We start from the raw sequence: 20,871 nt of genomic DNA, 5'->3' as shown, positions 1-20,871 counted from the left end.
TCAAGGAGACAACGATGTCAGATACCTTTGATCAGATTAAAGAGCGCGAAAAAGGGCTTAGACGCGAACTAACTAGTCCCCAGCTGACCATGATTGCCCTCGGTGGGGCCATTGGCACCGGACTGTTCCTGGGTAGCAAGTTCGCCATCTCCTTTGCCGGACCCAGCGTCCTGCTTAGCTACGTGATTGGCGGCCTCATTGCCGTAGCGCTGATGGGTGCGCTGGCCGAGATGACTGTTGCGCACAGCACAACAGGATCCTTCGGCGCCTTTGCCGAGCACTACATTTCCCCGCTGGCCGGTTTTTTGACGAAGTATTTGTACTGGTCCTGCATTGTGCTGGCCGTCGGCACCGAGGTCACGGCCATCGGCGACTATATGAAGCTGTGGTTCCCCACCGTGCCGCCTGTCCTGTGGATCTTGCTGTTCTCGGCCGTGCTGATAGGCGTGAACATGTTCAACGTCAAGGCCTTCGGCACCCTCGAGTACTGGTTCTCCACGATCAAGGTCTTCGCGATCCTCGCGTTCATCCTTGTTGCAGCGATTCTCGTCTTTGGCACGAAGAACGAAGCCTATGGTGTGCACAACTACACCGCCGAGGGCGGGCTCTTCCCGAACGGGATTAGCGGCATGTGGTTTGCAGTTGTCGTGGCGATCTTTAGTTACTTGTCGATCGAAATGATTGCCGTCGCCGCAGGTGAGGCGAAGGACCCAGGAACGTCGGTGAAGAAGGCCTTCAAGGTGACGGTCTTCAGGCTTTTCCTGTTTTACATTCTTACGCTCGCCCTGATCCTGGCGATCGCGCCCGTCAGCAAGATCCTGGCCGGAGATAGTCCGTTTGTCACCGTTATGCAGGTTATCGGGATTCCGTTCGCTGATTCCTTGATCAACATTGTGGTGATCATTGCCGCCTTGTCGGCCATGAACTCCCAGCTCTACATCTCCACCCGCATGATGTTCAGCCTGGCAAGGGCCGGCCAGGCACCGGCCATTCTGGGCAAGCTGCGCAAAAATGGTGCCCCGGTCAACGCGCTGTTGCTCTGCACCGGAGGTATTGCCGTGGCAACGGGCGTCTATGTACTGAATCCGGTGGATGGGTTCACGTTCATGATGGCACTGTCCATGTTCGGCGCAATGGCCACATGGTTCATGATCTTTGTGACTCATCTGGCATTCCGCCGGGCCACCAAGCGCGATGGGACTGTCCTGTCCTACCAACTGCGGTTCTACCCGCTGGCATCTGTTCTTGGCGCTGTGATGATGGTGGCCCTGCTGATCACCACGCTCTTCATCGATGCTTTCTCGATGACACTGATCTTTGGTGTCCCGTTTGTCCTGCTCGTCATTGCGGTCTACTTTGTGATGAAGAAGCGCCGGGGGAGCATCCCTGTCACCGAAGTGGCAAGGGTTGCCGAGCCGAGTGAGCTCCGGCAGTGACCGCCCGCCCCCTCAATGAGGGGGCGGGCCAGATTCGTCAGCGAAGCGCGAAGATGGTGCGGTGCCAGTCCTTTTCCACTTGCCCGGTGATGTCAAACATGACGTGTTTGAGCTGGGTGTACTCCTCGAAGGAGTAGGCGGACATGTCCTTGCCGAAACCGGACTGCTTAAAACCGCCGTGGGGCATCTCCGAGACAATCGGTGCGTGGTCATTGACCCACACGCAGCCAGCGTTGATTTCCCGGGTTGCGCGCAGAGCCCTGTGCAGGTTGCTGGTCCACGCGGATGCCGCCAACCCGTAGACGGTGTCGTTGGCCAGGCGGATGGCCTCGTCGTCGTCGTCGAACGGCAACACCACCAGAACCGGGCCAAACACTTCATCCTTGACGATCTCGCTGTCGGGAGCGGCGTCAGTGATGAGTGTTGCCGGGTAGAACGCGCCCCGGCCCAGGACACCTTCGGTGGGGACTTCGCCGCCGGCGACCACCTTGGCGTAGCTGCGGGCCCGGTCAACCATGCCGGCCACGTGCTCGCGGTGTTTGAATGAAACCAAAGATCCCAGGTCCGCTCCGTCGTCGTCCGGCAAGCCGAGGCGGATATCGCGGAAACGCGTCGCGAGCCTGTCCACGAATTCTTGGTAGATGGAACGGTGCACGATTGCCCGCGTGGCGGCCGTGCAGTCCTGGCCCGAGTTGATGAGGGACCCGGCAACAGCGCCGTGGACTGCGACGTCCACGTCCGCGTCCTCGAAGACCACCAGGGGTGCCTTGCCGCCGAGCTCAAGATGAACTCGCTTGGTGTTGTCGGCCGCGGCCTCCATGACGGTGCGGCCAACAGCTGTGGAGCCAGTGAAGGAGACCATGTCCACGTCGTCGTGGCGCATCAGTGCCGCGCCCACTATGGAGCCGGTGCCCACCAGGACATTGACGACGCCGGGCGGAAGTCCGGCGTCGCTGAGCGCTTGGGCGAACATGACGGAGGTCAGGGGCGTGATCTCGGCCGGCTTGAGGATGATGGTGTTGCCCGCCGCGATGGCGGGCAGAATCTTCCATGCCGCCATCTGCAGGGGATAGTTCCAGGGTGCAATTGAGCCCACCACTCCGATGGGTTCGCGTCGAACGCTGGAGGTGTGGTCGGGGGAGTACTCGGCTGTTGCCTTGCCTTCAAGGTGGCGGGCAGCACCTGCAAAGAACTCGACGTTGTCGATGGTGCCCGGGACATCAAAGTTCCGTGTTAGCCTCAAGGGTTTGCCGGTCTGGCTACTCTCCACGAGGGCGAACTCCTCGGCCCGCTCGGTCAGGATCGATGCGAAGCGGTGCAGTATCGCTGAACGTTCGCTCGGTGCTGTGCGGGCCCAGCCGGCGAAGGCTGCGCGGGCCGCCGCCACGGCACTGTCGACGTCGTCCGTGCTGGCAAGGTCCACGGTGGCCACAACCTCGCCAGTGGCGGGATTGAGCACGTCGTGGGTGAGGGGGGAAGTGCCCTGCTGGGCACGCCCGTTGATGAACTGGTACATGGTGCTCCCTGAGGATGAATGGATGTGGGTCACGTGAGGAAGTACGTGACGAGGCTTGTTACCGGGCCCCTCTTTAGCCGAGGTCCGGTGCCTTGGTGCCTTCGCGCTCAGCCGAATCGAGAATAGCGCGGAGTCCTGCGGCGAATATGTTGATTCCGTCAAGGCTCAGTAGCCGCTGACGGTATTCCTCGATCAAAGGGAATCCGGAGACCGAAGCGACACCAACAGCCTGGATCCAGGGTTCGTGGCCATCGGAGTTCGGTTTGGCCAGAACTTCCTGGGCAATCCCGGAACCGTGTCCCAGCGTGTAGCTTTCCAGTGCTCCGTAGTACTGCACGAGCTGGTCCCCGGACAGGCCGGCATCACTGAGGCAACCAAGGACGAATTCGATCGTATGCAACTCGCCCTGGCCAAAAGTGTCGGTGGCAAAGGCATCGCAGCCAATCGACGGATATTTGATGAACACCTCGATCAACGAGTTGAGGTAAAGCTCCAGACGGGTCCGCCAAGCCAGTGGTTCCGTTGGTGAGGTTGCTGCTGCAAGTGCCATGGAGAAGAGTCTGTCCAGTGCCGCTCGCAAAATGGCATCACGGTTACGAAAATGGCGGTACATGGCGGTGGGGTCCACATCGAGTGCCTCACCGAGGCTTTTGAACGTGAACCGAGACTGGGGTTCGTCTTGTGCAAGTTCCAACACGGCGTCGATGATCGTGTCTGCATCGAGGCGCACTCGTCGGTCCGTGAGCTGATCCTTGACCCGCTCGGGCATGGTCCTGGCCACGTATCACCGCCTTTCCTGAAGTCCTTCGACTCCGTTGTGTCCCACGGTACACGAACCCGCACGCCAATTGTCAACGCAACTGTCACTGCCATTGTCAACGTCATTGACATCGTTATTTTTGGCCCGTATTGTGATGCAGGACACAAATCTTGCTCGAGGAAGGGAACCGATGGTCTGCGCTGAGACGATTTTTGAAAACGGTTGGATATACACCGGTGAGGATGAAATTCCGATCCAAGCCACCGTGGCCGTTGGGGGTGGACGCGTCCTGGCCGTAGGGGACGGTGCTGACGTGTCCGCACTGGCCACCGCTTCCACGAATCGGGTGGATCTGGGTGGACGTCTTCTCATCCCCGGATTTCAGGACGCCCACGTCCATCCCATCATGGCCGGTGTGGAGCACCTGCTGTGCGACCTCACCGAGACCACCACGGCCGAGCAGGCGGTGGAGGTGGTGCGGCAGTACGCCGATTCACATCCCAACGAACAGTGGATCCTCGGCGCCGGCTGGTCGATGGACTGTTTCCCCGGTGGGACGCCCACCCGACAAATGCTTGACGCCGTGGTCCCCGTCCGTCCCGTGCTGCTCCACAACCGGGACCACCACGGGGCGTGGGCCAACACGAAAGCCTTTGAGCTGGCCGGGATTCTCGCCGAGACGCCTGACCCCGACAGTGGCCGGATCGAACGTGAGGCGGACGGCCACCCCGCGGGCACCGTCCATGAAGGTGCGATGGGCCTGTTTGACCACGTACATCCAGGCGTCGATCCGGAACTGGTCTATCAGGGGCTGCTGTGGGCGCAGGACCACATGCTCTCCCATGGGATAACGGCCTGGCAGGATGCCTATGTGGGTGCCTCCACGGGTGGCTTCGGGGACACCTTGGAGATATACCTGAAGGCTGTCGACGCCGACGACCTAAAAGTTCGTGTCCGAGCCGCCCAATGGTGGGATCGTGCAATGGGCCGCGAACAGCTGGCTGAAATCCTGGCCCGACGTGACCGCGTCGCCGCCGCCTGCGATCCGCTTCGGTTGTCCGCGGCAACTGTCAAGGTCATGGTTGATGGGGTGGCGGAGAACTACACGGCCGCCATGCACGCTCCGTACCGTGATAGCCACGGACACCATACCGACAACCACGGCATCGAGTTCTTTGACCCGGAGGAGTTGCGCGGATTCGTCACAGAGCTCGACGCCAACGAGTTTCAGGTCCACTTCCACGCGCTGGGTGACCGCGCAGTGACGAACGCCCTTGACGCCGTCGAGCAGGCGCGCACAGTCAATGGCGCCCGTGACAATCGCCATCATCTTGCCCATCTTCAGGTGGTCCGTCCGGTCGATGTGCCGCGCTTCGCGGCCCTTGACGCGGCAGCAAACCTGCAGGCTCTCTGGGCCTGCCACGAAGACCAACTGGATGAGCTGACTCTGCCCTTCATGGACGCTGAGGCCGAAAATCGCCACTACCCCTTTGGTGAACTCGCCGCGGCAGGGGCTCAGCTGGTCGCCGGAAGTGATTGGGCTGTTTCCTCGCCCAACCCCCTCCTGGCCATCCATGTGGCCGTGAACCGGGTCGAGCCCGGTGGCACGCTGCCACCGCTGGGACCGGACAAGCACAAGCTCTCCCTCAAACAGATCCTCGATGCCTACACCCAAGGCACCGCATGGATCAACCACCTCGATGCGGACACCGGCATCATCCGCCCCGGGGCACTCGCTGACCTGGCGATCCTTGACCGGAACCTCTTCGAGGTCCCCGTGGCGGACTTGCACAAGGCCCAAGTGGACGAAACCTGGATTGCCGGCGAGCGCGTCTTTGCCCGGCTGGATATCTAGAGGAACTGAGACGTCTTCATGATTCGAGGAGGAAAGTCCATGATTCGAAATCGCACACCGCTTGGGCGGCTGGGAGCTGTTATAGCGGGTTGTTCGGCCATTGGCCTGCTGCTCACCGGCTGCGGCGGTCCCGTTGATGGTGACGCCGACGGCGGTTCCGCCAAGTTCACCCTGAGCAGTACGACGCCCAAACCCAGTAAAGACATTGACTCTTTCAGCTGGGCACTCTACGCCGAGCCGTACTCGCTCGACTACGCCTATGCCTTCGACTACCCGGACAACCAGGTGGTGGCAAACATGTGTGAGTCACTGTTCCGCTGGAATCCTGACCTGACATCGTCGCCCGGGCTGGCCACCAAGTTTGAGCACCCCGATGACTTGACCTGGGTGTACACCATTCGGCAGGGGGTGAAGTTCCATGACGGCAGCCTCATGACCGCCGATGACGTGGTGGCCTCGCTTAAGCGCCATCTCGATGCGGAGGTTGGTTCGTTCTGGGCTTCGGCCTTTGAGCGCGTAGCCGGTATCCAGAAGACAGGTGACTACGAGGTGACAGTGACCACCACAGTCCCGGACTACACCTTCAACTCATCCCTGGTGGGGGCGCCGGGTGTTGTGGAGTCGGCGAAGACCCTCGCGGCAGCCGGCAGGGACTATGGCAACGCTGCCACTGGCGTGAATTGCACCGGCCCCTTTCAATTCGACCATTGGGATGCGGGGGAGAGCATCACGCTCAAGCGCTTCGACGGCTACTGGGACCCGGACTTGAAGGCCAAGTCGGCCGAGATGACCTTCAAGATCCTTCCCGACGCCAATGCGCGGGTCACGGCGCTGCAGACCGGGGAGATCGACGGCAGCTGGCAGGTTCCCTCCAATGCTCTGGACATTCTCAAGGCCAACACGGATGCCGGAAACGTCTACTTCGGCAACGACACTTCTGTCATGAGCCTGGTGACATCAAATCTCAAGGGCGTCTTCAGCGATGTTCGGGTCCGCAAGGCCCTCATGATGGCGTTGAACCGTGAGGCACTCCTACAGGCGGCTGAACAGGGATATGCGATGACAACCGATTCGCTGACCACCCGAAATGTGTGGAACGGTGTCAAGCCAGCCACTGTCGACCCGGCCTTTGATTCGCTCCAAACGCTGGACTACGACCTGGAGCAGGCCAAACGCCTCATCAAGGAGGCAGGCGCCACCGGCAAGAAGTTCGTCTATGCGACGGCGCCCATCACCGCGGCGTTTGACGTCACCTCCCGTGCCGTGGCCTCGGCGGCGGAGGAAATCGGGCTGGTGCCGGAGATCCAGACCATGTCCAATGACAAATACACAACGTTGTTTTCCGACCCGGAGGCCAGGGCGGGGATCGATATGTTCCAGACGTCCTGGTACCTCTCCAGTAGCGAACCAACAGAAATGTATTCCGTGCTGCGCACCGGCGACTTCAGTAACTATGGCGGCTGGTCCAACCCCGAATTCGACAGGCTCGTGAACACCTCGATCAGCACCAAGGACGTAGAAGAGCGGGGCAGGCTCACGGCCGAGGCGGCCAAAATCGCCAGCCAGGAAGTGGTGTGGTCACCCCTGTATGAAACAGTCACCTCGCTGTGGCTCGGCAAGCGCATAACAGGCGTAGTGCCATCGATCAACTACATGTACTACCCCTGGGCAGCAACGATTGGAGGTCGGTAGCCGTGGCTGCGACGCAACTGGCGGTTCCCCCCGCCCCACCCAAGGCCGGACCGAGAAAGCCCCTGACGGCGGGTCCGCTGGTCTATGTGCTCCGCAAGGTCGCAACCCTGCTGGTCACCTTGTTCTTTGCCTCCCTGATCGTGTTCTTCTCCCGTTTCGTCCTCCCGGGGGACCCGGCGCGTTTCCTGCTGCGCGGCCGGAGCCCGAACCCCGAGGCCCTCGCGGAAATCACCCGGACGTTCGGTTTGGACAAGCCACCCATTGAGCAATATCTCGCGTGGGTTGGGGGCATCCTCCACGGCGATTGGGGCAGGTCCATGACCTACCGCCAAAGTGTGGGGGAGGTGCTGCTGAACCGTCTGCCCGTGACACTGGAACTGGTGGCCCTAGCCGGCGTCTTCATCACCATCCTTGGCCTGCTTGCCGGCATTCTGGCAAGCCTGAACAAGGGCGGCTGGGACCGTTTCATTCTCATCAGCGTCACGGCCGCCGGCGCCATCCCCCCATTCGTTGCCGCCATCGCCCTGACAGCACTCTTCGCCGTCCAGCTGGGGTGGTTTCCATCCTTTGGCAGCGGCACGGGCGGGCTGGACCGGCTCTGGCACCTGACCCTGCCAGCCTTGGCGCTCGGTGTGACCTTCATAGCCTTCATGGCCAGGGTGACGCGATCCTCAATGAACGAGCAGCTCACACGTGAACACGTGGAGGTGGCGACCAGCCGCGGCCTCAAACGCCGCGACGTGGTGCTCCGGCACGTGCTCCGCAACGCACTGGGCCCCATTTTGACAGTCAGTGGCGTTCTGATCGCAGGCCTGCTGGTCTCCAGCGCCATCGTCGAACAGACCTTTGGTTTGGCCGGTATCGGCCAGTTACTAGTCCAGTCCATTGACCGCCTCGACTTTGCCGTGGTCCAGGCGATCGTCATGATCGTGGTCATTGCCTTCGTGGTGGCCAACACCATCGTCGACCTCGTCCAGCCCCTCATCGACCCGCGGATCGCCGCAGGAACGGAGTCCCGATGACCCTCACAGCAACGCTTCCCCTGCCGGGTGTCCGGCGCTTCGGCAGCCACGTGTCCGTGACGGTGTGGGTGGCCGTGGTCGTCACAGTCGTCGTCGTGCTGCTCTCAGTCCTTGCCCCGGTCCTGGCCCCCTACGATCCGGACTTCGTGGACCTCTCCAGCGTACTGAGCGGTCCCAGCACCACCCACTGGCTCGGCACGGACGCCTCGGGGCGCGACCTGCTCAGCCGCCTGATGTACGGCGGGCGCACCTCGCTGGTGGGCCCGCTGGTGGTGGTGGTGGTGTCCACCATCCTGGGCCTGCTGCTGGGTCTGGCGGCCGGCTGGAGCGACGGCTGGACCGGGAAGATCCTGAGCCGCATCTTCGATCTGCTTTTCGCCTTCCCGGCACTGCTGCTGTCCATGCTGGCCATTGCCATCTTCGGCAAGGGTCTGCTCGCACCGATCCTGGCCATGACCATCAGCTACATCCCCTACGTGGCGCGATTGACGCAACAACTGGTGCTTGCCGAACGGACCAGGCCGTACGTCCAGGCGTACCGGGTGCTCGGATTCCGCACACCCTGGGTGGTGCTGGGGCGGGTCATGCCGAACCTGGTGCCCACCGTTGGCGCCCAATCAACCCTGAATTTCGGCTACGTGCTGGCCGACCTCGCGGCGCTGTCATTCATCGGCCTTGGGATCCAGCCGCCAACCTCCGACTGGGGAGCCATGATCCAGGAGGCGCGCGGTGCACTCCTGGGCGGCCACGTCCTACCGGCCCTCTTGCCCGCGCTCGTCGTCGTCCTTGTTGTCGTATCCATCAACGTCATCGGTGAGGAACTCTCCGACCGGATTGGAGGCAAGCTTTCATGAGCAAGCTCCTGGAAATTGAACAGTTTTCTCTGCATTTCCCCGGCCGGGGCCCGCTTCTCAATAACGTCTCCCTGCACGTGGACGACGGCGAGGCCGTCGCCCTGGTGGGGGAGTCGGGTTCCGGAAAATCCCTGACTACCCGGGCCGCCTTGGGGCTTTTCCCGGAAACATCCCAGCTCACCGGTTCCGTAAAGGTCCTGGGACTGGACACCACCACGGCTTCGGCAGCCAAGCTGCTGCAACTGCGCCGCAACCAGGCATCCATGATTTTCCAGGACCCGCGGGCAGGCATCAACCCGGTGCGAACGGTGGGGGACTTCCTGACTGAAACACTGGTGCGGTGGCGTGGCCTCAGCCGGGAGGAAGCAACCGAGCGGGCCGTGGCCCAACTGGACCAGGTGGGCTTGCGCAGAACCAAGGAGATGATGCGCCAGTACCCCCACCAGCTGTCCGGGGGCATGCTGCAACGTGTCATGATTGCGGCGGCGCTGCTCGATTCGCCCGAGCTGCTCTTGTGCGACGAGCCCACCACTGCACTGGATGTCACCACCCAGGCCGGGATCGTGGAACTGCTGCGCGAACAGCAGCAGACCAGGGGCATGGGCATGCTCTTCATCACCCACGACCTTAACCTCGCCGCCTCCCTGTGCGATCGGGTCTATGTCCTGCGTAAGGGCCAAGTGATGGAACAAGGGGCAGTCCGGGAAGTATTCATGAGTCCACAGGCGGACTACACGCGCCAACTGGTCGGTGCCACGCCCCGCATCGAGACCGACAAGGTGCCGACGGCGCCCCCAGCAGATGGTGCGGCGCCACTACTCTCAGCAACTGGCCTGTCCAAACACTATCGGCTTCCGGGAGGGGAGGTCCTGACAGCGTTGCACGAGGCCAGCTTCGCCCTGGCACCTGGCGGTTCGCTGGGTGTGGTGGGCGAGTCCGGATCGGGCAAGTCCACCCTGGCACGGATGATCGTTGCGCTGGAGACGGCCGATGAAGGCGAACTCGCCATCAACGGCCGTGTCCGTGGGCAGCGACCCCTAAAAGCTCGTGAGCGCAAACTCCTGGCCAAGGACGTCCAGATTGTCTTCCAAGACCCCTACCTTTCCCTGGACCCGAGGATCACTGTGGGCAAGGCTGTGGCCGATGTGTTCCGGCTCCATCAGGGGCAGGGGCGGGCGGCCTCGCTGCAGAGCGCCAGGGAACTCTTGGACAGGGTAGGCATTGGTGAAGATCGCTTCGATTCCAAACCCCGGGCGCTTTCGGGAGGCCAGCGGCAGCGGGTGGCGATTGCCAAGGCGCTCGCCGCCAGACCCAAGCTGCTGGTTCTGGATGAGGCCACCAGTGCCTTGGATGTTTCGGTTCAGGCACAGGTGCTGGAGCTCGTCGAAGAAGTACGTGAGCAGCTTGGTCTGGCAATTCTCTTCGTGACCCACGATCTCGCCGTCGTTTCACGGCTGTGCACTGACCTCCTTGTGCTCCAGCAGGGACAGATCGTGGAACAAGGATCCACGGCGAGGATCCTCTCGGAGCCCAACCACGACTACACCCGTACGCTCATCGACTCGAGGCCCCGCGCCCTCTGGGAAGAACAGCCCGCATAGTTTGGGCATTCACGCCCCGGCACAGTTGCCGTCAACCGAAGTCGCCATAGGCGCCACATATGAGGAGAATTTCAGTGCATACCACCGTTTTTGAGCGGAACATTCCCAGTACGGCCGCTGTCGAGGAGTCGCTGGCGGACACAGTCCACAGGCCCTTCTGGACCGACGATCTGGGCGCCGCTGAAGTCCGCTACCCCCAGCTGCGCGGAGAATTGCAGGCGGACCTGGTGGTGGTGGGGGCGGGCTACACGGGACTATGGACGGCGCTGCGGGCCAAGGAACGCAACCCGGAGCTGAACATTGTGGTGGTCGAGGCTCATCGAGTCGGCTGGGCCGCGTCCGGACGCAACGGCGGGTTCTGTGCTGCCAGCCTGACCCATGGCTATGAGAATGGAAAGAACCGCTGGCCCAAGGAACTTGACCAGCTGGAGCGGATGGGGTTGGAAAACCTTGACGGGATCCAGGCCACCGTGGAGCGCTATCAGATTGACTGCGACTTCGAACGCACTGGCGAGCTCAACGTAGCCGTGGAACAGCACCACGTCGAATGGCTCCTAGAAGATGAGTCGGGCGGTGTCTTCCTCGACAAAGATGCCGTGCGCGCGGCGGTGAATTCGCCCACCTACCTGGCCGGCCGGTGGGACAAGGACGGGGTGGCGCTGATCCACCCCGCCAAATTGGCTGCCGGTCTGGCGAAAACTGTGACAAAGCTGGGGGTGCAGATCTTTGAGGAGTCCCGAGCCACGGGGCTGGAAGATCTGCCCGACGGCGTCCGTGTCCGCACCGAATCGGGCAGCATCGTGGCCAAACAGGCCGCCCTGGCAACGAACGTCTTTCCGTCCCTGCTGAAACGCAATAGCTTCATGACGGTGCCCGTCTATGACTATGCCTTGATGACCGAGCCGCTCACTGACCAACAGCTCGCCGCGATCGGCTGGACTGAACGCCAAGGCATGGCCGATATGGCCAACCAATTCCACTACTACCGGTTGAGTCGGGACAACCGCATCCTCTTTGGCGGCTATGACGCCATCTACTACGCCGGGCGTCAGGTGAATCAGGAATACGAGAACAGGGAGGAGACGTTCAGGAAGCTGGCCAGCCACTTCTTCACCACGTTCCCACAACTGGAGGGCGTGCGGTTCAGCCACAAATGGGGAGGCGCCATCGACTCCAGCACCCAGTTCTGTCCCTTCTATGGCACGGCACGAAAGGGCCGGGTGGCATACGCTGCCGGCTTCACTGGCCTAGGTGTTGGGTCCACCCGCTTTGCCGCCGATGTCATGTTGGATCTGCTCGCCGGGCAGGACACTGAGCGGACGCGCCTTGAAATGGTGCGTAAACGCCCGCTCCCGTTCCCGCCGGAGCCATTCGCCGCGGTGGGCATCAACCTGACCCGTTGGTCAATGGACCGGGCCGACCACAACGTCGGGAAACGGAACCTTATCCTGAAGACTCTTGACGCCGTGGGGTTGGGCTTCGACTCATAGCCGCCCCAGCCAACCCCCACAGAGGAGACCCGGTACCCATGACGGACCCATCGCCACAGCGCACAGCAGCACTCAGCCTTCCTCTGGACCATGAACCGCTGCCCCCTGGGCAAGTTGTTCAAGGAGACCCCAGCACAGCGATTCTTGAACTTGAGGGCCTGGCAGGGTGCGCCGTGGGCGTCTGGGAAATGACCCCAGGCACAGCCATCGACACCGAGACCGAGGAAGTCTTCGTCGTCGTGGGTGGAAAAGCCAACATCGTGTTCCGTGACGGTGGCGGTTCCATGGACATCGCAACCGGCGATGTGGTGCGGCTGCGCGCGGGGCAACGAACATCGTGGACAGTCACCGAGACGCTGCGCAAGGTCTATTTCGCCCCCAATGAGCCGTAACTGCTGTGCGCCGCGGGGCCACGGCGGCTGAAGGCTCGGCGGACCCGGCGCCTATAGTCCGCGCAGGCGGTGCAGCATGAGGGCCACATGAAGAGAGGTCCTTGATTCCGGGTCCGCGAGATCCACGGCCAACAGATCCTCCAACCTGGCCAGCCGGGCATAGAGAGTGGGGCGGCTCAGGTAGCTCTCCCGGGCCATGGCCGCCTTGTTGCCCCCGGACTCCAAAAACGTGCCCAACAGCTCCACATAGCCGTGGCTGCCTTCCGCTTCGGCCGCCAGCACGGCCCCCAGCTCCGATTCCACGAACTGTTGAACGCGCGGATCGTTGCGGATCAAGGCCAGCAAACCGCGGAGCCTGATGTCCGTGGCCCGGTAGTACGGTAGGCGTGGGTCACGCAAGGTGGCGGCCGTTTCGGCAACGTGAGCAGCCTGGTCGATTCCCGCGGCCGCCTCGAGCAGTGAGGAACGGTTTCCGCCCACGCCGATGATCCAGCGTGGGCCGGAGCCACCTGTGTGGGCCTCCAACGCGCCGGCCAATCGCCGGAGGGTGGCTTCCTCATGCTGCTTCGCCGGGAGTGCCAGGATCATGCCCACGCAACCAGATTGGATACTGGCCGCCAGTCCGCTGTTGGAGGTGGATTTCAGCTCCCTGGCCAGCAGTTCCAAAAGCGCCCGTTCCTGGTGCTGACCTGCCAGTGGATCTGCGGTTGCCGAGGCTGTGCCGGGCAGTTCGGTCCGGAAAACCAGTGGGACGTAGGAGGGTGCACGCTTCAGTCCTAACGCGCCGGCGCGTGCCAGGGCCTCTGCCTCACTGAGTCCATGAGGCTGACGCAGGGCATTGAGGAGACCGGCCTGGGCCCGCTCGGAGAGTCCGCGCTGGTCCCGTTCGGCCAGGCGGTTGATGGCGAGGGTCTGCGCGGCACGTTCCAGGACCATGGCCGCCATGTCATCGTCCGCTGCGATGTGAGGTGGCACCGGAACTACAAGCCGGCCCCACAATTGGCGTTGCACGCCCACCGGCACCTGGAGCCACAGTTCGGGGCCCGCCCGCACAGTCTTGGCGGGGGATGGTGTGGTGCGGGACCTGCGCTCCCAATCACGCAGCAATTCGGTGGTGGCTAGGTGCTGGCCGGAGTAGGCCAGGACCAGGTGACCCAGGTCTTCGAGCACCACCGGCGCCCCGATCATCGTTGCAGCCTGCTCAACGACCTGCTGCGTCCCGGCACTCTCCAGGCTGAGCAGGGTGAACGCTTCGTGGACGTCGCGGGACCGTTCCACCCGTTCCAGCTGATCGGCCACAATGGTCCGGTGCACGGCCTCGGTGAGCTCGACGAATTTGATCCGTTTCCGCAGCACCACGACCGGCAGCGTGGAGCCCGCTACTGCCATGTGCAAGGCTGCCAGTGTGCGCTCCCGCGGACCAACCAGTTCCACAATGAGGCCCGCAGCGCCTGCCTGCTCCAGCGATCGGATGTACTGCTTCGCGTGGCCGGACCGGTTTTCCAGCTCGAGGCCAGTTGTCAGCACCAGCTCCCCGCCCGACAGTAGATCCGTCAGGTCCAGGAGTTCACTCACATGGACCCAGCGCACAGTCTTCTCCATGCCGTCCACACCGCCCAGAATGGTTGGCTCGGCGCCGCGAAGGATGTCCAGCTCAAGAATGCTGCGGATAGTAGGAAGCATTTACATAGTGTAATGGTACTAAACCATTTCTTTACAGCTTGGGTCTATTGGTGTTGCGCCGGGCAGGGCACTATGGATCCATAGTGCAAGCAATCACACCACGGGAGAAGCATTGAAAACTACACAACATTGGATCAACGGCGGCCACGTCCCGGCCGGGCAGCGCATCTCCGAGGTCATGAACCCGGCCACGGGCAAGGTGGCCAGGCTGGTGGCCTTGGCCAGCGTCGAGGAAGGCAATGCCGCAGTTGCTGCGGCCAAGGCAGCCTTCCCGCGGTGGCGCGATACATCCCTGGCCCGCCGCACACAGATCCTGTTTGCCTTCCGTGAACTCCTCAATGCCCGCAAGGGTGAGCTTGCCGCGATCATCACCGCCGAACATGGCAAGGTCCTCGACGATGCCCTCGGCGAGGTGTCCCGCGGCCAAGAGGTGGTCGAGTTTGCCTGCGGCATCCCGCACCTGATCAAGGGCGCCTACACGGAGAACGCCTCAACCAACGTTGACGTCCACTCCATCCGTCAGGCGCTGGGACCCGTGGCGATCATCAGTCCGTTTAACTTCCCGGCAATGGTGCCCATGTGGTTCTTCCCGCTGGCCATCGCAGCCGGCAACACGGTGGTCCTCAAGCCCAGCGAAAAGGTCCCCACAGCGGCCAACTGGATTGCCGAGCTGTGGCAGCAGGCCGGCCTGCCCGACGGCGTCTTCAACGTTTTGCACGGCGACAAGGTGGCCGTGGACACGCTGCTCACGCACCCGGACATCAAGGCTGTCTCCTTTGTGGGCTCCACCCCGATTGCGAAATACGTCTACGAGACGGCCACCGCAAACGGCAAGCGCGTCCAAGCCCTGGGCGGTGCCAAGAACCACATGATCGTACTGCCCGACGCCGATCTAGACCTCGCCGCCGATGCCGCCATCAACGCCGGATTCGGCTCCGCTGGTGAGCGGTGCATGGCCATTTCTGCACTGGTGGCCGTTGGTGGCATTGCTGACGCGCTGGTGGCGAAGATTGCCCAGCGTGCCCGGGAACTGCGCACCGGCGACGGTACGCGTGGCTGCGACATGGGCCCGCTGGTCACCTCCGCGCACCGGGACAAGGTGGCAGGCTATGTGGACGTCGGCGAGGCGGCGGGCGCAACGCTCGTGGTTGACGGGCGGACAGTGAACCCGGACGCCGAGGGCGAGGGCTTCTTCGTCGGCCCCACGCTCTTTGACCACGTCACCACTGACATGTCCATCTACCGGGATGAGATCTTTGGCCCGGTCCTCTCTGTGGTCCGTGTGGACAGCTATGACCAGGCCCTGGAGCTGATCAACGCCAACCCGTACGGCAACGGCACAGCGATCTTCACCAACGACGGCGGTGCGGCTCGCCGTTTCGAGAACGAGGTCGAGGTGGGCATGGTGGGCATCAACGTCCCGGTTCCCGTCCCGATGGCCTACTACTCCTTCGGCGGTTGGAAGAACTCGCTGTTCGGTGACACCCATGCACACGGCTCCGAGGGTGTCGGCTTCTTCACCCGCGGCAAGGCTGTCACCACCCGCTGGCTGGAACCCAGCCACGGCGGCATCAACCTCGGCTTCCCGCAGAACGCCTGACCCGGCCGCCAATAGAACTTTAAGGAGCATTCCATGACATCCACGACAGCCCAGGAAACCCTGGGGCAGGAGACTGCCGACGCCGCGTTGCGCGCTTACGAACTTGACCGCAAGCACGTCTTCCACTCCTGGTCCGCCCAGGATCTGCTGGACCCGATGGTCATCACTGCCGCGCAGGGTTCCCATGTGTGGGACGGCCAGGGAAAGCGGTACCTTGACTTCTCCTCGCAACTGGTCAACACCAACATCGGCCACCAGCACCCCAAAGTGGTGGCGGCCATCGCGGCGCAGGCCACAACCCTGTGCACCATTGCCCCTGGCTATGCCAATGCGGCCCGCTCCGAAGCGGCCCGGATGATAGCCGAGCGCACCCCGGGGGAGCTAGACCGAATCTTCTTCACCAACGGCGGTGCCGATGCCAACGAGCACGCAGTCCGGATGGCCCGGCTGCACACCGGCCGGCACAAGGTCCTTTCGGCCTACCGCTCCTACCACGGCGGCACGCAACTGGCCATCAACATGACCGGGGATCCGCGCCGCTGGCCCAGTGACACTGCCAGCGCCGGCACTGTCCATTTCTTTCCCCCGTACCTCTACCGCACGGCATTCCATGCCGCTACTGAGCAGGAGGAATGCCAGCGTGCGCTAGAACACCTGGAACAGCTGATCGCCTATGAGGGGCCGGCCACCATTGCCGCGCTGATCCTGGAGAGCATTCCTGGCACGGCGGGCATCCAAGTTCCACCCGCGGGCTATCTGAAAGGGGTCCGGGAACTGTGCACCAGACACGGGATCATCTTCATCGCCGATGAAGTGATGGCCGGGTTTGGCCGCACCGGCAAATGGTTCGCCGTGGAGCATTTCAATGTGGTTCCTGACCTGTTGACGTTCGCCAAGGGCGTCAACTCCGGTTACGTCCCGCTGGGCGGGGTGGCGATCAGCCCGGCCATCGCAGCAACCTTCGGCAAGCGGGCCTACCCCGGCGGGCTGACCTATTCCGGTCACCCGCTGGCAACCGCAGCCGCCGTGGCCACCATCGCCGCGATGGAGGACGAGGGCATGGTGGATCATGCGGCGCGGCTAGGAGAAACCGTCATCGGCCCAGCTCTGGCCGGTTTCGCTGCGCGCCACCGCTCCGTGGGCGAGGTGCGCGGCACGGGTGTCTTCTGGGCCATAGAACTGGTGCGCGACAGGGAGACGCGTGAGCCCTTGGCGCCGTACGGTGCCTCCAGCCCGGAGATGAACCAGCTGGTGGCGGCCTGCAAGGACCGCGGCTTGATTCCCTTCGCGAACTTCAACCGGATCCATGTGGTTCCCCCGTGCAACATCAGTGAGACGGACGCCGCTGCAGGCTTGGCGATCCTCGATGAAGTGCTGGACATCGCCGATTCAGTTGTTGCATAAAGACGACTACGTCAGTGGGACCCGGCTGGCCGTCTTTTAGTGATGCGCTGGGCGGGCGTCGAGCCGGTTCTCGTCCAGCCTTGAGAACGCTAAACCCCCTGCTCGCAGGGGTTTAGCGTTCCCAAGGTGTTGACCGGCTGTTCCCCTGAAAGGGGTCTTTTTAGCCAGCGCACTGAGTCTCCGGCGCGCTACCGCAGCTGTTTCCTGCTTGCAGTCTTCGTGAATCTGCTGGCTACTGATCCGGCGAGCGCGTCTGGAAGCTCGACTACTGGTTGCGTACAGGTTGTCCGCGCCTTGCCGCGGATTTATGGCGGGGTGAGGGCCACACGCGCCCACTGTGACAAGGTTCATATCACGGTCAAGTCAGGAATAGGGGGTATCCGGGGAAGGTTCCATTTCACATGACGGAATATGCACTAAAGAACCCAGACCTTGAGGTATCCGGACTCTTCACACCGATTGAGGTGAAGTCCCTAAAACTACGCAATCGTTTCGCTATGGCGCCGATGACGCGTGCGTTTTCCCCTGGTGGAGTTCCCCAAGATGATGTTGCCGAGTACTACCGCAAGCGCGCGGCAGGAGGTACTTCACTGATCATCACCGAAGGTACCTTGATTCCCCATCCTGCAGCAGGTCCGGACACACGCGTTCCCCGAATCTATGGCGAGGAGAGCCTGGCGGGTTGGAAGAGCGTTGTTGACGCGGTCCATGCAGAAGGAAGCTCCATCATTCCCCAGCTGTGGCACTTGGGCGTACAACGGGGGAATGAGCCCAGTCTTAACCCCGATATTGTCACTGTCAGCCCGTCGGGGCGAGGTCTTGACGGTTCACCGCTTGGTCGCGCATTAACCGGCTCTGACCTTGATGAACTCAAGCAATTCTGGGTCGACGCTGCGGTGAATGCCCAGATGACCGGTTTCGACGGCGTCGAACTCCATGGTGCCCACGGTTATCTCCTCGATGAGTTCCTGTGGGCACAGACCAACGTCCGGGAGGACGGGTACGGCGGTTCGCTCGAGGCGCGAATCAAATTCCCAGCGGAGGTCGTCGCCGCGATTCGTGCTGCCGTGGGGCCTGACTTCGCGATCGTCTACCGGTTCTCGCAGTGGAAAGAAGGCCACTACAACGCACGCATCGCCCAGACACCGCAGCAGCTTGAGAACATCCTTGCGCCGCTCGTCAACGCCGGCGTCGATGTGCTGCATCCGTCGACACGCCGGCACTGGGAGCCAGCTTTTCCGGAGCTGCAAGGCTTCGAAGGGGAGCGTGGACTTGCCGGGTGGGTGAAGGCGATCACCGCCCTGCCGACCATCACTGTTGGCTCGGTTGGATTGGACGCGGTCTTCACCGACGCATGGAACAAGGATGCCACGGCCGCCAACACCGATCTAAACCCGCTGCTGGCACAATTTGAGCGCGAAGAATTCGACATTGTGGCAGTTGGCCGTGCGCTCCTCTCCGATCCCGAATGGGTGAACAAGGTGTCCAAGGGCCGACTCGGAGAACGGATCCCGTACTCCCGCAAGCACCTCACTTCGTTGAACTGAGGGCACTAGGCTGACCTGGCACGTGAGAAGTCTCGAGTCAAGACTCTCGCGTCACGCGGGGCAAAATTGAATCGCCCTGGTCTGCGGACCGGGGCGTTTCAATGTGTCATCAGGAACCTTGGACGACGCCGTCAGCTGTCAATCCTGACCTGCGGCACTGACGCCGGATTCGCCCTGCAACCCCAGACAGATTGCCAAGCCTCTAGTCAGGGGCAGCGTCTCCACCTGTTAGCCCGGCCGGGTCTAGTTCGCTGTCCGAACATTTGCAGTCACCCTAGGTCAGACCAACCTTCCGAGCGATGATTGTGTAGGTGCAAGGAATCAACTCGCGCTCAGATTCTGGCCATGCGAAGCCCTCCGAGACTTCCACCATCCGCGGCGCGAACTTCCACGGGATAGTCTTGCCCTCCTCGACACGAAGAATCTGCAGCCCGGCACCGATGAGGGAGTTGATGCTGCTGGAGAGGGGATGGGCCCACTCATAAGTCCGGGAGTGAGCCACCGTGCCGTCTCCAACATAAGTGGATTCTTCATCCCATTGCTGCGCATGGCCGTCGTCAAAGTCCGGGTAGCAGAGCTGCAGGGCTTCGGCATTTTCATCAACGGAGTAGAGGGTAGGGTGCCCGTCGCGGATGTAGAAAGTTCCGCCGGAGCGCAGGAGACCTGCAACCTGGTTCTCCCAGCGGTCCAGATGATTGTGGCAATGCGCGGGGCGCCCCTCCGGAGCCCAGCGATCACCCAGGGGGGGCAACGCCCACCCACACACCGCACCGGAATCACTCATCTAGTATTGAAGCTGGCGCTCTCCGCATCCGTGGCGCACGGATCGGAAGGGGGGCCAGGACCAATCGAGGGGAGTACCAGTGACTAAGGCCCCAACGGTCTACGACGTCGCCGCTGACGCCGGGGTTTCGATAGCGACGGTTTCGCGGGTGCTCAGACGCCCGACGGACGTCCGTGCATCGACTCGCGAACGAGTCATGGACTCGGTCCGGGAACTCGGCTACGTCCCCAGCGGCTCGGCCAGAGGTCTCGCGGCACGTCGCACCGGCGCCCTCGGGCTCTACTTTCCCGGCTTTGACGCCATGGACGACCTGGGCGAACTCAACGACCTCCTCATCGACGCGTCGCCAAGCTACTCACTGGTCGACGACGTGGGCAACGCCCCCGAGTCGCACCAGTTCAATCTCTATTTCGATGAGGTGCTGCGCGGCGCGGAACTTGAGGCGTGGCGCCGCGGATTCGCGCTCACGGTCGCCGTCGGACGAGGTGGCCTGGCAGCCGATGCGGTTCGTGACATGGCTGGCCGCGTCGATGGTCTGCTGGTGCTTGCCCAAAGCGTCCCTGACGCCGCGCTTGAGCAACTCGCCCGGCGCATCCCCATCGTGGTGCTCGCAAGTAAGGCGCACGGCGCGCCCTTCGACACCGTGACGGTGAGTAACCATGAAGGCATGCACGCTCTCACCGCGCACGTGATCGATGACCTGGGCATCCGCAACATCGCCTATGTGGCCGGTCCGCTCGATTCGCCAGACGATACCGACCGCTGGTCCGGTTTCGAGTCAGCGCTGCGAGAGAGCGGCATGGACCCCGGCGAGACGCGGCTGCTTCGCGGTGAATTCACCCGGGTGTCTGGTCGCCGTGCCGGCGCCGAGCTACTCGCCTCTGATGACATCCCCAAGGCTGTCATCTGCGCCAACGACCAGATGGGGCTCGGGGTGCTTGATGCTCTGAGCAGTGCCGGAATCCGCGTGCCGGAGGACGTAGTTGTCACGGGATTTGACGGCATCGAAGCCGCCAACCTCTCGTCACCTCGCCTGACCACCGTGCACCAGCCAATGGAGCTTGTTGGCCGTGCTGCAATCCAGCTCATGCAGCGCAGGCTTGACGATCCAGACGCAAAGCCGGCAAGCGTTCGGCTGCCCGTCAAGGTGCTTTTACGTGAGAGTTCTGAGCGCTCGTAGTTGTCCATGCAAGTGTAAGAGGGTCTTGCGGGAACGCAATGTATGCGCATACACT

General features: G+C 62.5%; 16 protein-coding genes. 12 read left to right on the top strand and 4 right to left on the bottom strand.

Annotated features, from left to right (window positions below):
* The first annotated feature begins 14 nt into the window (after positions 1–14).
* Positions 15–1,436: an amino acid permease gene (locus ACX80E_RS03255; RefSeq protein WP_459300473.1), complete on the top strand. Its 1,422-nt coding sequence runs from the start codon at positions 15–17 to the stop codon at positions 1,434–1,436.
* A 37-nt stretch (positions 1,437–1,473) separates the two neighbouring features.
* On the opposite strand, the gene ACX80E_RS03250 is transcribed toward ACX80E_RS03255, so the two are convergent.
* Positions 1,474–2,952: a gamma-aminobutyraldehyde dehydrogenase gene (locus tag ACX80E_RS03250; protein ID WP_459300472.1), complete on the bottom strand. Its 1,479-nt coding sequence runs from the start codon at positions 2,950–2,952 to the stop codon at positions 1,474–1,476.
* Positions 2,953–3,025: 73 nt separating this feature from the next.
* On the bottom strand, positions 3,026–3,733 hold the full coding sequence (locus ACX80E_RS03245) for a TetR/AcrR family transcriptional regulator (protein WP_459300471.1): 708 nt from the start codon (positions 3,731–3,733) through the stop codon (positions 3,026–3,028).
* A 169-nt stretch (positions 3,734–3,902) separates the two neighbouring features.
* On the opposite strand from ACX80E_RS03245, the gene ACX80E_RS03240 reads away from it, so the two are divergent.
* The 7 genes from ACX80E_RS03240 to ACX80E_RS03210 all read left to right on the top strand — a co-directional run bounded on the left by ACX80E_RS03240 (position 3,903) and on the right by ACX80E_RS03210 (position 12,618).
* Entirely contained in the window at positions 3,903–5,567 is a 1,665-nt protein-coding gene (locus tag ACX80E_RS03240; RefSeq protein ID WP_459300470.1) for an amidohydrolase, read from the top strand.
* 39 nt (positions 5,568–5,606) lie between these two features.
* The gene (locus ACX80E_RS03235; protein ID WP_459300469.1) at positions 5,607–7,259 is read left to right on the top strand and encodes an ABC transporter substrate-binding protein; all 1,653 of its coding nucleotides are present in this window, start codon (positions 5,607–5,609) and stop codon (positions 7,257–7,259) included.
* 77 nt (positions 7,260–7,336) lie between these two features.
* The gene (locus tag ACX80E_RS03230; RefSeq protein WP_459300521.1) at positions 7,337–8,281 is read left to right on the top strand and encodes an ABC transporter permease; all 945 of its coding nucleotides are present in this window, start codon (positions 7,337–7,339) and stop codon (positions 8,279–8,281) included.
* On the top strand, positions 8,278–9,135 hold the full coding sequence (locus ACX80E_RS03225) for an ABC transporter permease (protein ID WP_459300468.1): 858 nt from the start codon (positions 8,278–8,280) through the stop codon (positions 9,133–9,135). Before ACX80E_RS03230 ends, ACX80E_RS03225 begins: the two co-directional genes overlap by 4 nt.
* Positions 9,132–10,736 carry a dipeptide ABC transporter ATP-binding protein gene (locus ACX80E_RS03220; protein ID WP_459300467.1) on the top strand — a complete coding sequence of 535 codons (1,605 nt, stop codon included), beginning with the start codon at positions 9,132–9,134 and terminating at the stop codon, positions 10,734–10,736. The genes ACX80E_RS03225 and ACX80E_RS03220 overlap by 4 nt, the downstream gene beginning before the upstream one ends.
* Before the next feature lie 74 nt (positions 10,737–10,810).
* Positions 10,811–12,226, top strand: coding sequence for an NAD(P)/FAD-dependent oxidoreductase (locus tag ACX80E_RS03215; RefSeq protein WP_459300466.1), 1,416 nt, complete (start codon positions 10,811–10,813; stop codon positions 12,224–12,226).
* Positions 12,227–12,264: 38 nt separating this feature from the next.
* Positions 12,265–12,618 (top strand): cupin domain-containing protein, encoded by a 354-nt coding sequence (locus ACX80E_RS03210; RefSeq protein ID WP_459300465.1) that lies wholly within the window; start codon positions 12,265–12,267, stop codon positions 12,616–12,618.
* Between the two features lie 51 nt (positions 12,619–12,669).
* On the opposite strand, the gene ACX80E_RS03205 is transcribed toward ACX80E_RS03210, so the two are convergent.
* A complete protein-coding gene (locus tag ACX80E_RS03205) occupies positions 12,670–14,301 on the bottom strand; it encodes a PucR family transcriptional regulator (RefSeq protein ID WP_459300464.1) in 1,632 nt (543 codons plus the stop codon).
* 112 nt (positions 14,302–14,413) lie between these two features.
* On the opposite strand from ACX80E_RS03205, the gene ACX80E_RS03200 reads away from it, so the two are divergent.
* The 3 genes from ACX80E_RS03200 (at position 14,414) to ACX80E_RS03190 (ending at position 18,852) form a co-directional block, all read left to right on the top strand.
* Entirely contained in the window at positions 14,414–15,901 is a 1,488-nt protein-coding gene (locus tag ACX80E_RS03200) for a CoA-acylating methylmalonate-semialdehyde dehydrogenase (protein WP_459300463.1), read from the top strand.
* Between the two features lie 33 nt (positions 15,902–15,934).
* Positions 15,935–17,305 (top strand): aminotransferase class III-fold pyridoxal phosphate-dependent enzyme, encoded by a 1,371-nt coding sequence (locus tag ACX80E_RS03195; protein ID WP_459300462.1) that lies wholly within the window; start codon positions 15,935–15,937, stop codon positions 17,303–17,305.
* A gap of 401 nt (positions 17,306–17,706) precedes the next feature.
* Positions 17,707–18,852, top strand: coding sequence for an NADH:flavin oxidoreductase (locus ACX80E_RS03190; RefSeq protein ID WP_459300461.1), 1,146 nt, complete (start codon positions 17,707–17,709; stop codon positions 18,850–18,852).
* A 274-nt stretch (positions 18,853–19,126) separates the two neighbouring features.
* On the opposite strand, the gene ACX80E_RS03185 is transcribed toward ACX80E_RS03190, so the two are convergent.
* Complete coding sequence (locus tag ACX80E_RS03185; RefSeq protein WP_459300460.1) at positions 19,127–19,636, bottom strand: hypothetical protein; 510 nt, start codon at positions 19,634–19,636, stop codon at positions 19,127–19,129.
* Positions 19,637–19,715: 79 nt separating this feature from the next.
* Here ACX80E_RS03185 and ACX80E_RS03180 point away from each other — a divergent pair, with 79 nt between their 5' ends.
* Complete coding sequence (locus ACX80E_RS03180; protein WP_459300459.1) at positions 19,716–20,816, top strand: LacI family DNA-binding transcriptional regulator; 1,101 nt, start codon at positions 19,716–19,718, stop codon at positions 20,814–20,816.
* Positions 20,817–20,871: the final 55 nt, after the last annotated feature.

This window comes from Arthrobacter sp. TMN-49 (assembly GCF_054511095.1).
Note: the sequence above shows the minus strand (reverse complement) of the source record. Positions and strands in the feature narration are given on the sequence as shown.

Bases quoted from the DNA above. Each gene is read 5' to 3' on its own strand.
- ACX80E_RS03255 (WP_459300473.1), top strand. From the start codon at position 15: ATGTCAGATACCTTTGATCAGATTAAAGAGCGCGAAAAAGGGCTTAGA.
- ACX80E_RS03250 (WP_459300472.1), bottom strand. From the start codon at position 2,952: ATGTACCAGTTCATCAACGGGCGTGCCCAGCAGGGCACTTCCCCCCTC.
- ACX80E_RS03240 (WP_459300470.1), top strand. From the start codon at position 3,903: ATGGTCTGCGCTGAGACGATTTTTGAAAACGGTTGGATATACACCGGT.
- ACX80E_RS03235 (WP_459300469.1), top strand. From the start codon at position 5,607: ATGATTCGAAATCGCACACCGCTTGGGCGGCTGGGAGCTGTTATAGCG.
- ACX80E_RS03225 (WP_459300468.1), top strand. From the start codon at position 8,278: ATGACCCTCACAGCAACGCTTCCCCTGCCGGGTGTCCGGCGCTTCGGC.
- ACX80E_RS03220 (WP_459300467.1), top strand. From the start codon at position 9,132: ATGAGCAAGCTCCTGGAAATTGAACAGTTTTCTCTGCATTTCCCCGGC.
- ACX80E_RS03210 (WP_459300465.1), top strand. From the start codon at position 12,265: ATGACGGACCCATCGCCACAGCGCACAGCAGCACTCAGCCTTCCTCTG.
- ACX80E_RS03205 (WP_459300464.1), bottom strand. From the start codon at position 14,301: ATGCTTCCTACTATCCGCAGCATTCTTGAGCTGGACATCCTTCGCGGC.
- ACX80E_RS03195 (WP_459300462.1), top strand. From the start codon at position 15,935: ATGACATCCACGACAGCCCAGGAAACCCTGGGGCAGGAGACTGCCGAC.
- ACX80E_RS03190 (WP_459300461.1), top strand. From the start codon at position 17,707: ATGACGGAATATGCACTAAAGAACCCAGACCTTGAGGTATCCGGACTC.
- ACX80E_RS03185 (WP_459300460.1), bottom strand. From the start codon at position 19,636: ATGAGTGATTCCGGTGCGGTGTGTGGGTGGGCGTTGCCCCCCCTGGGT.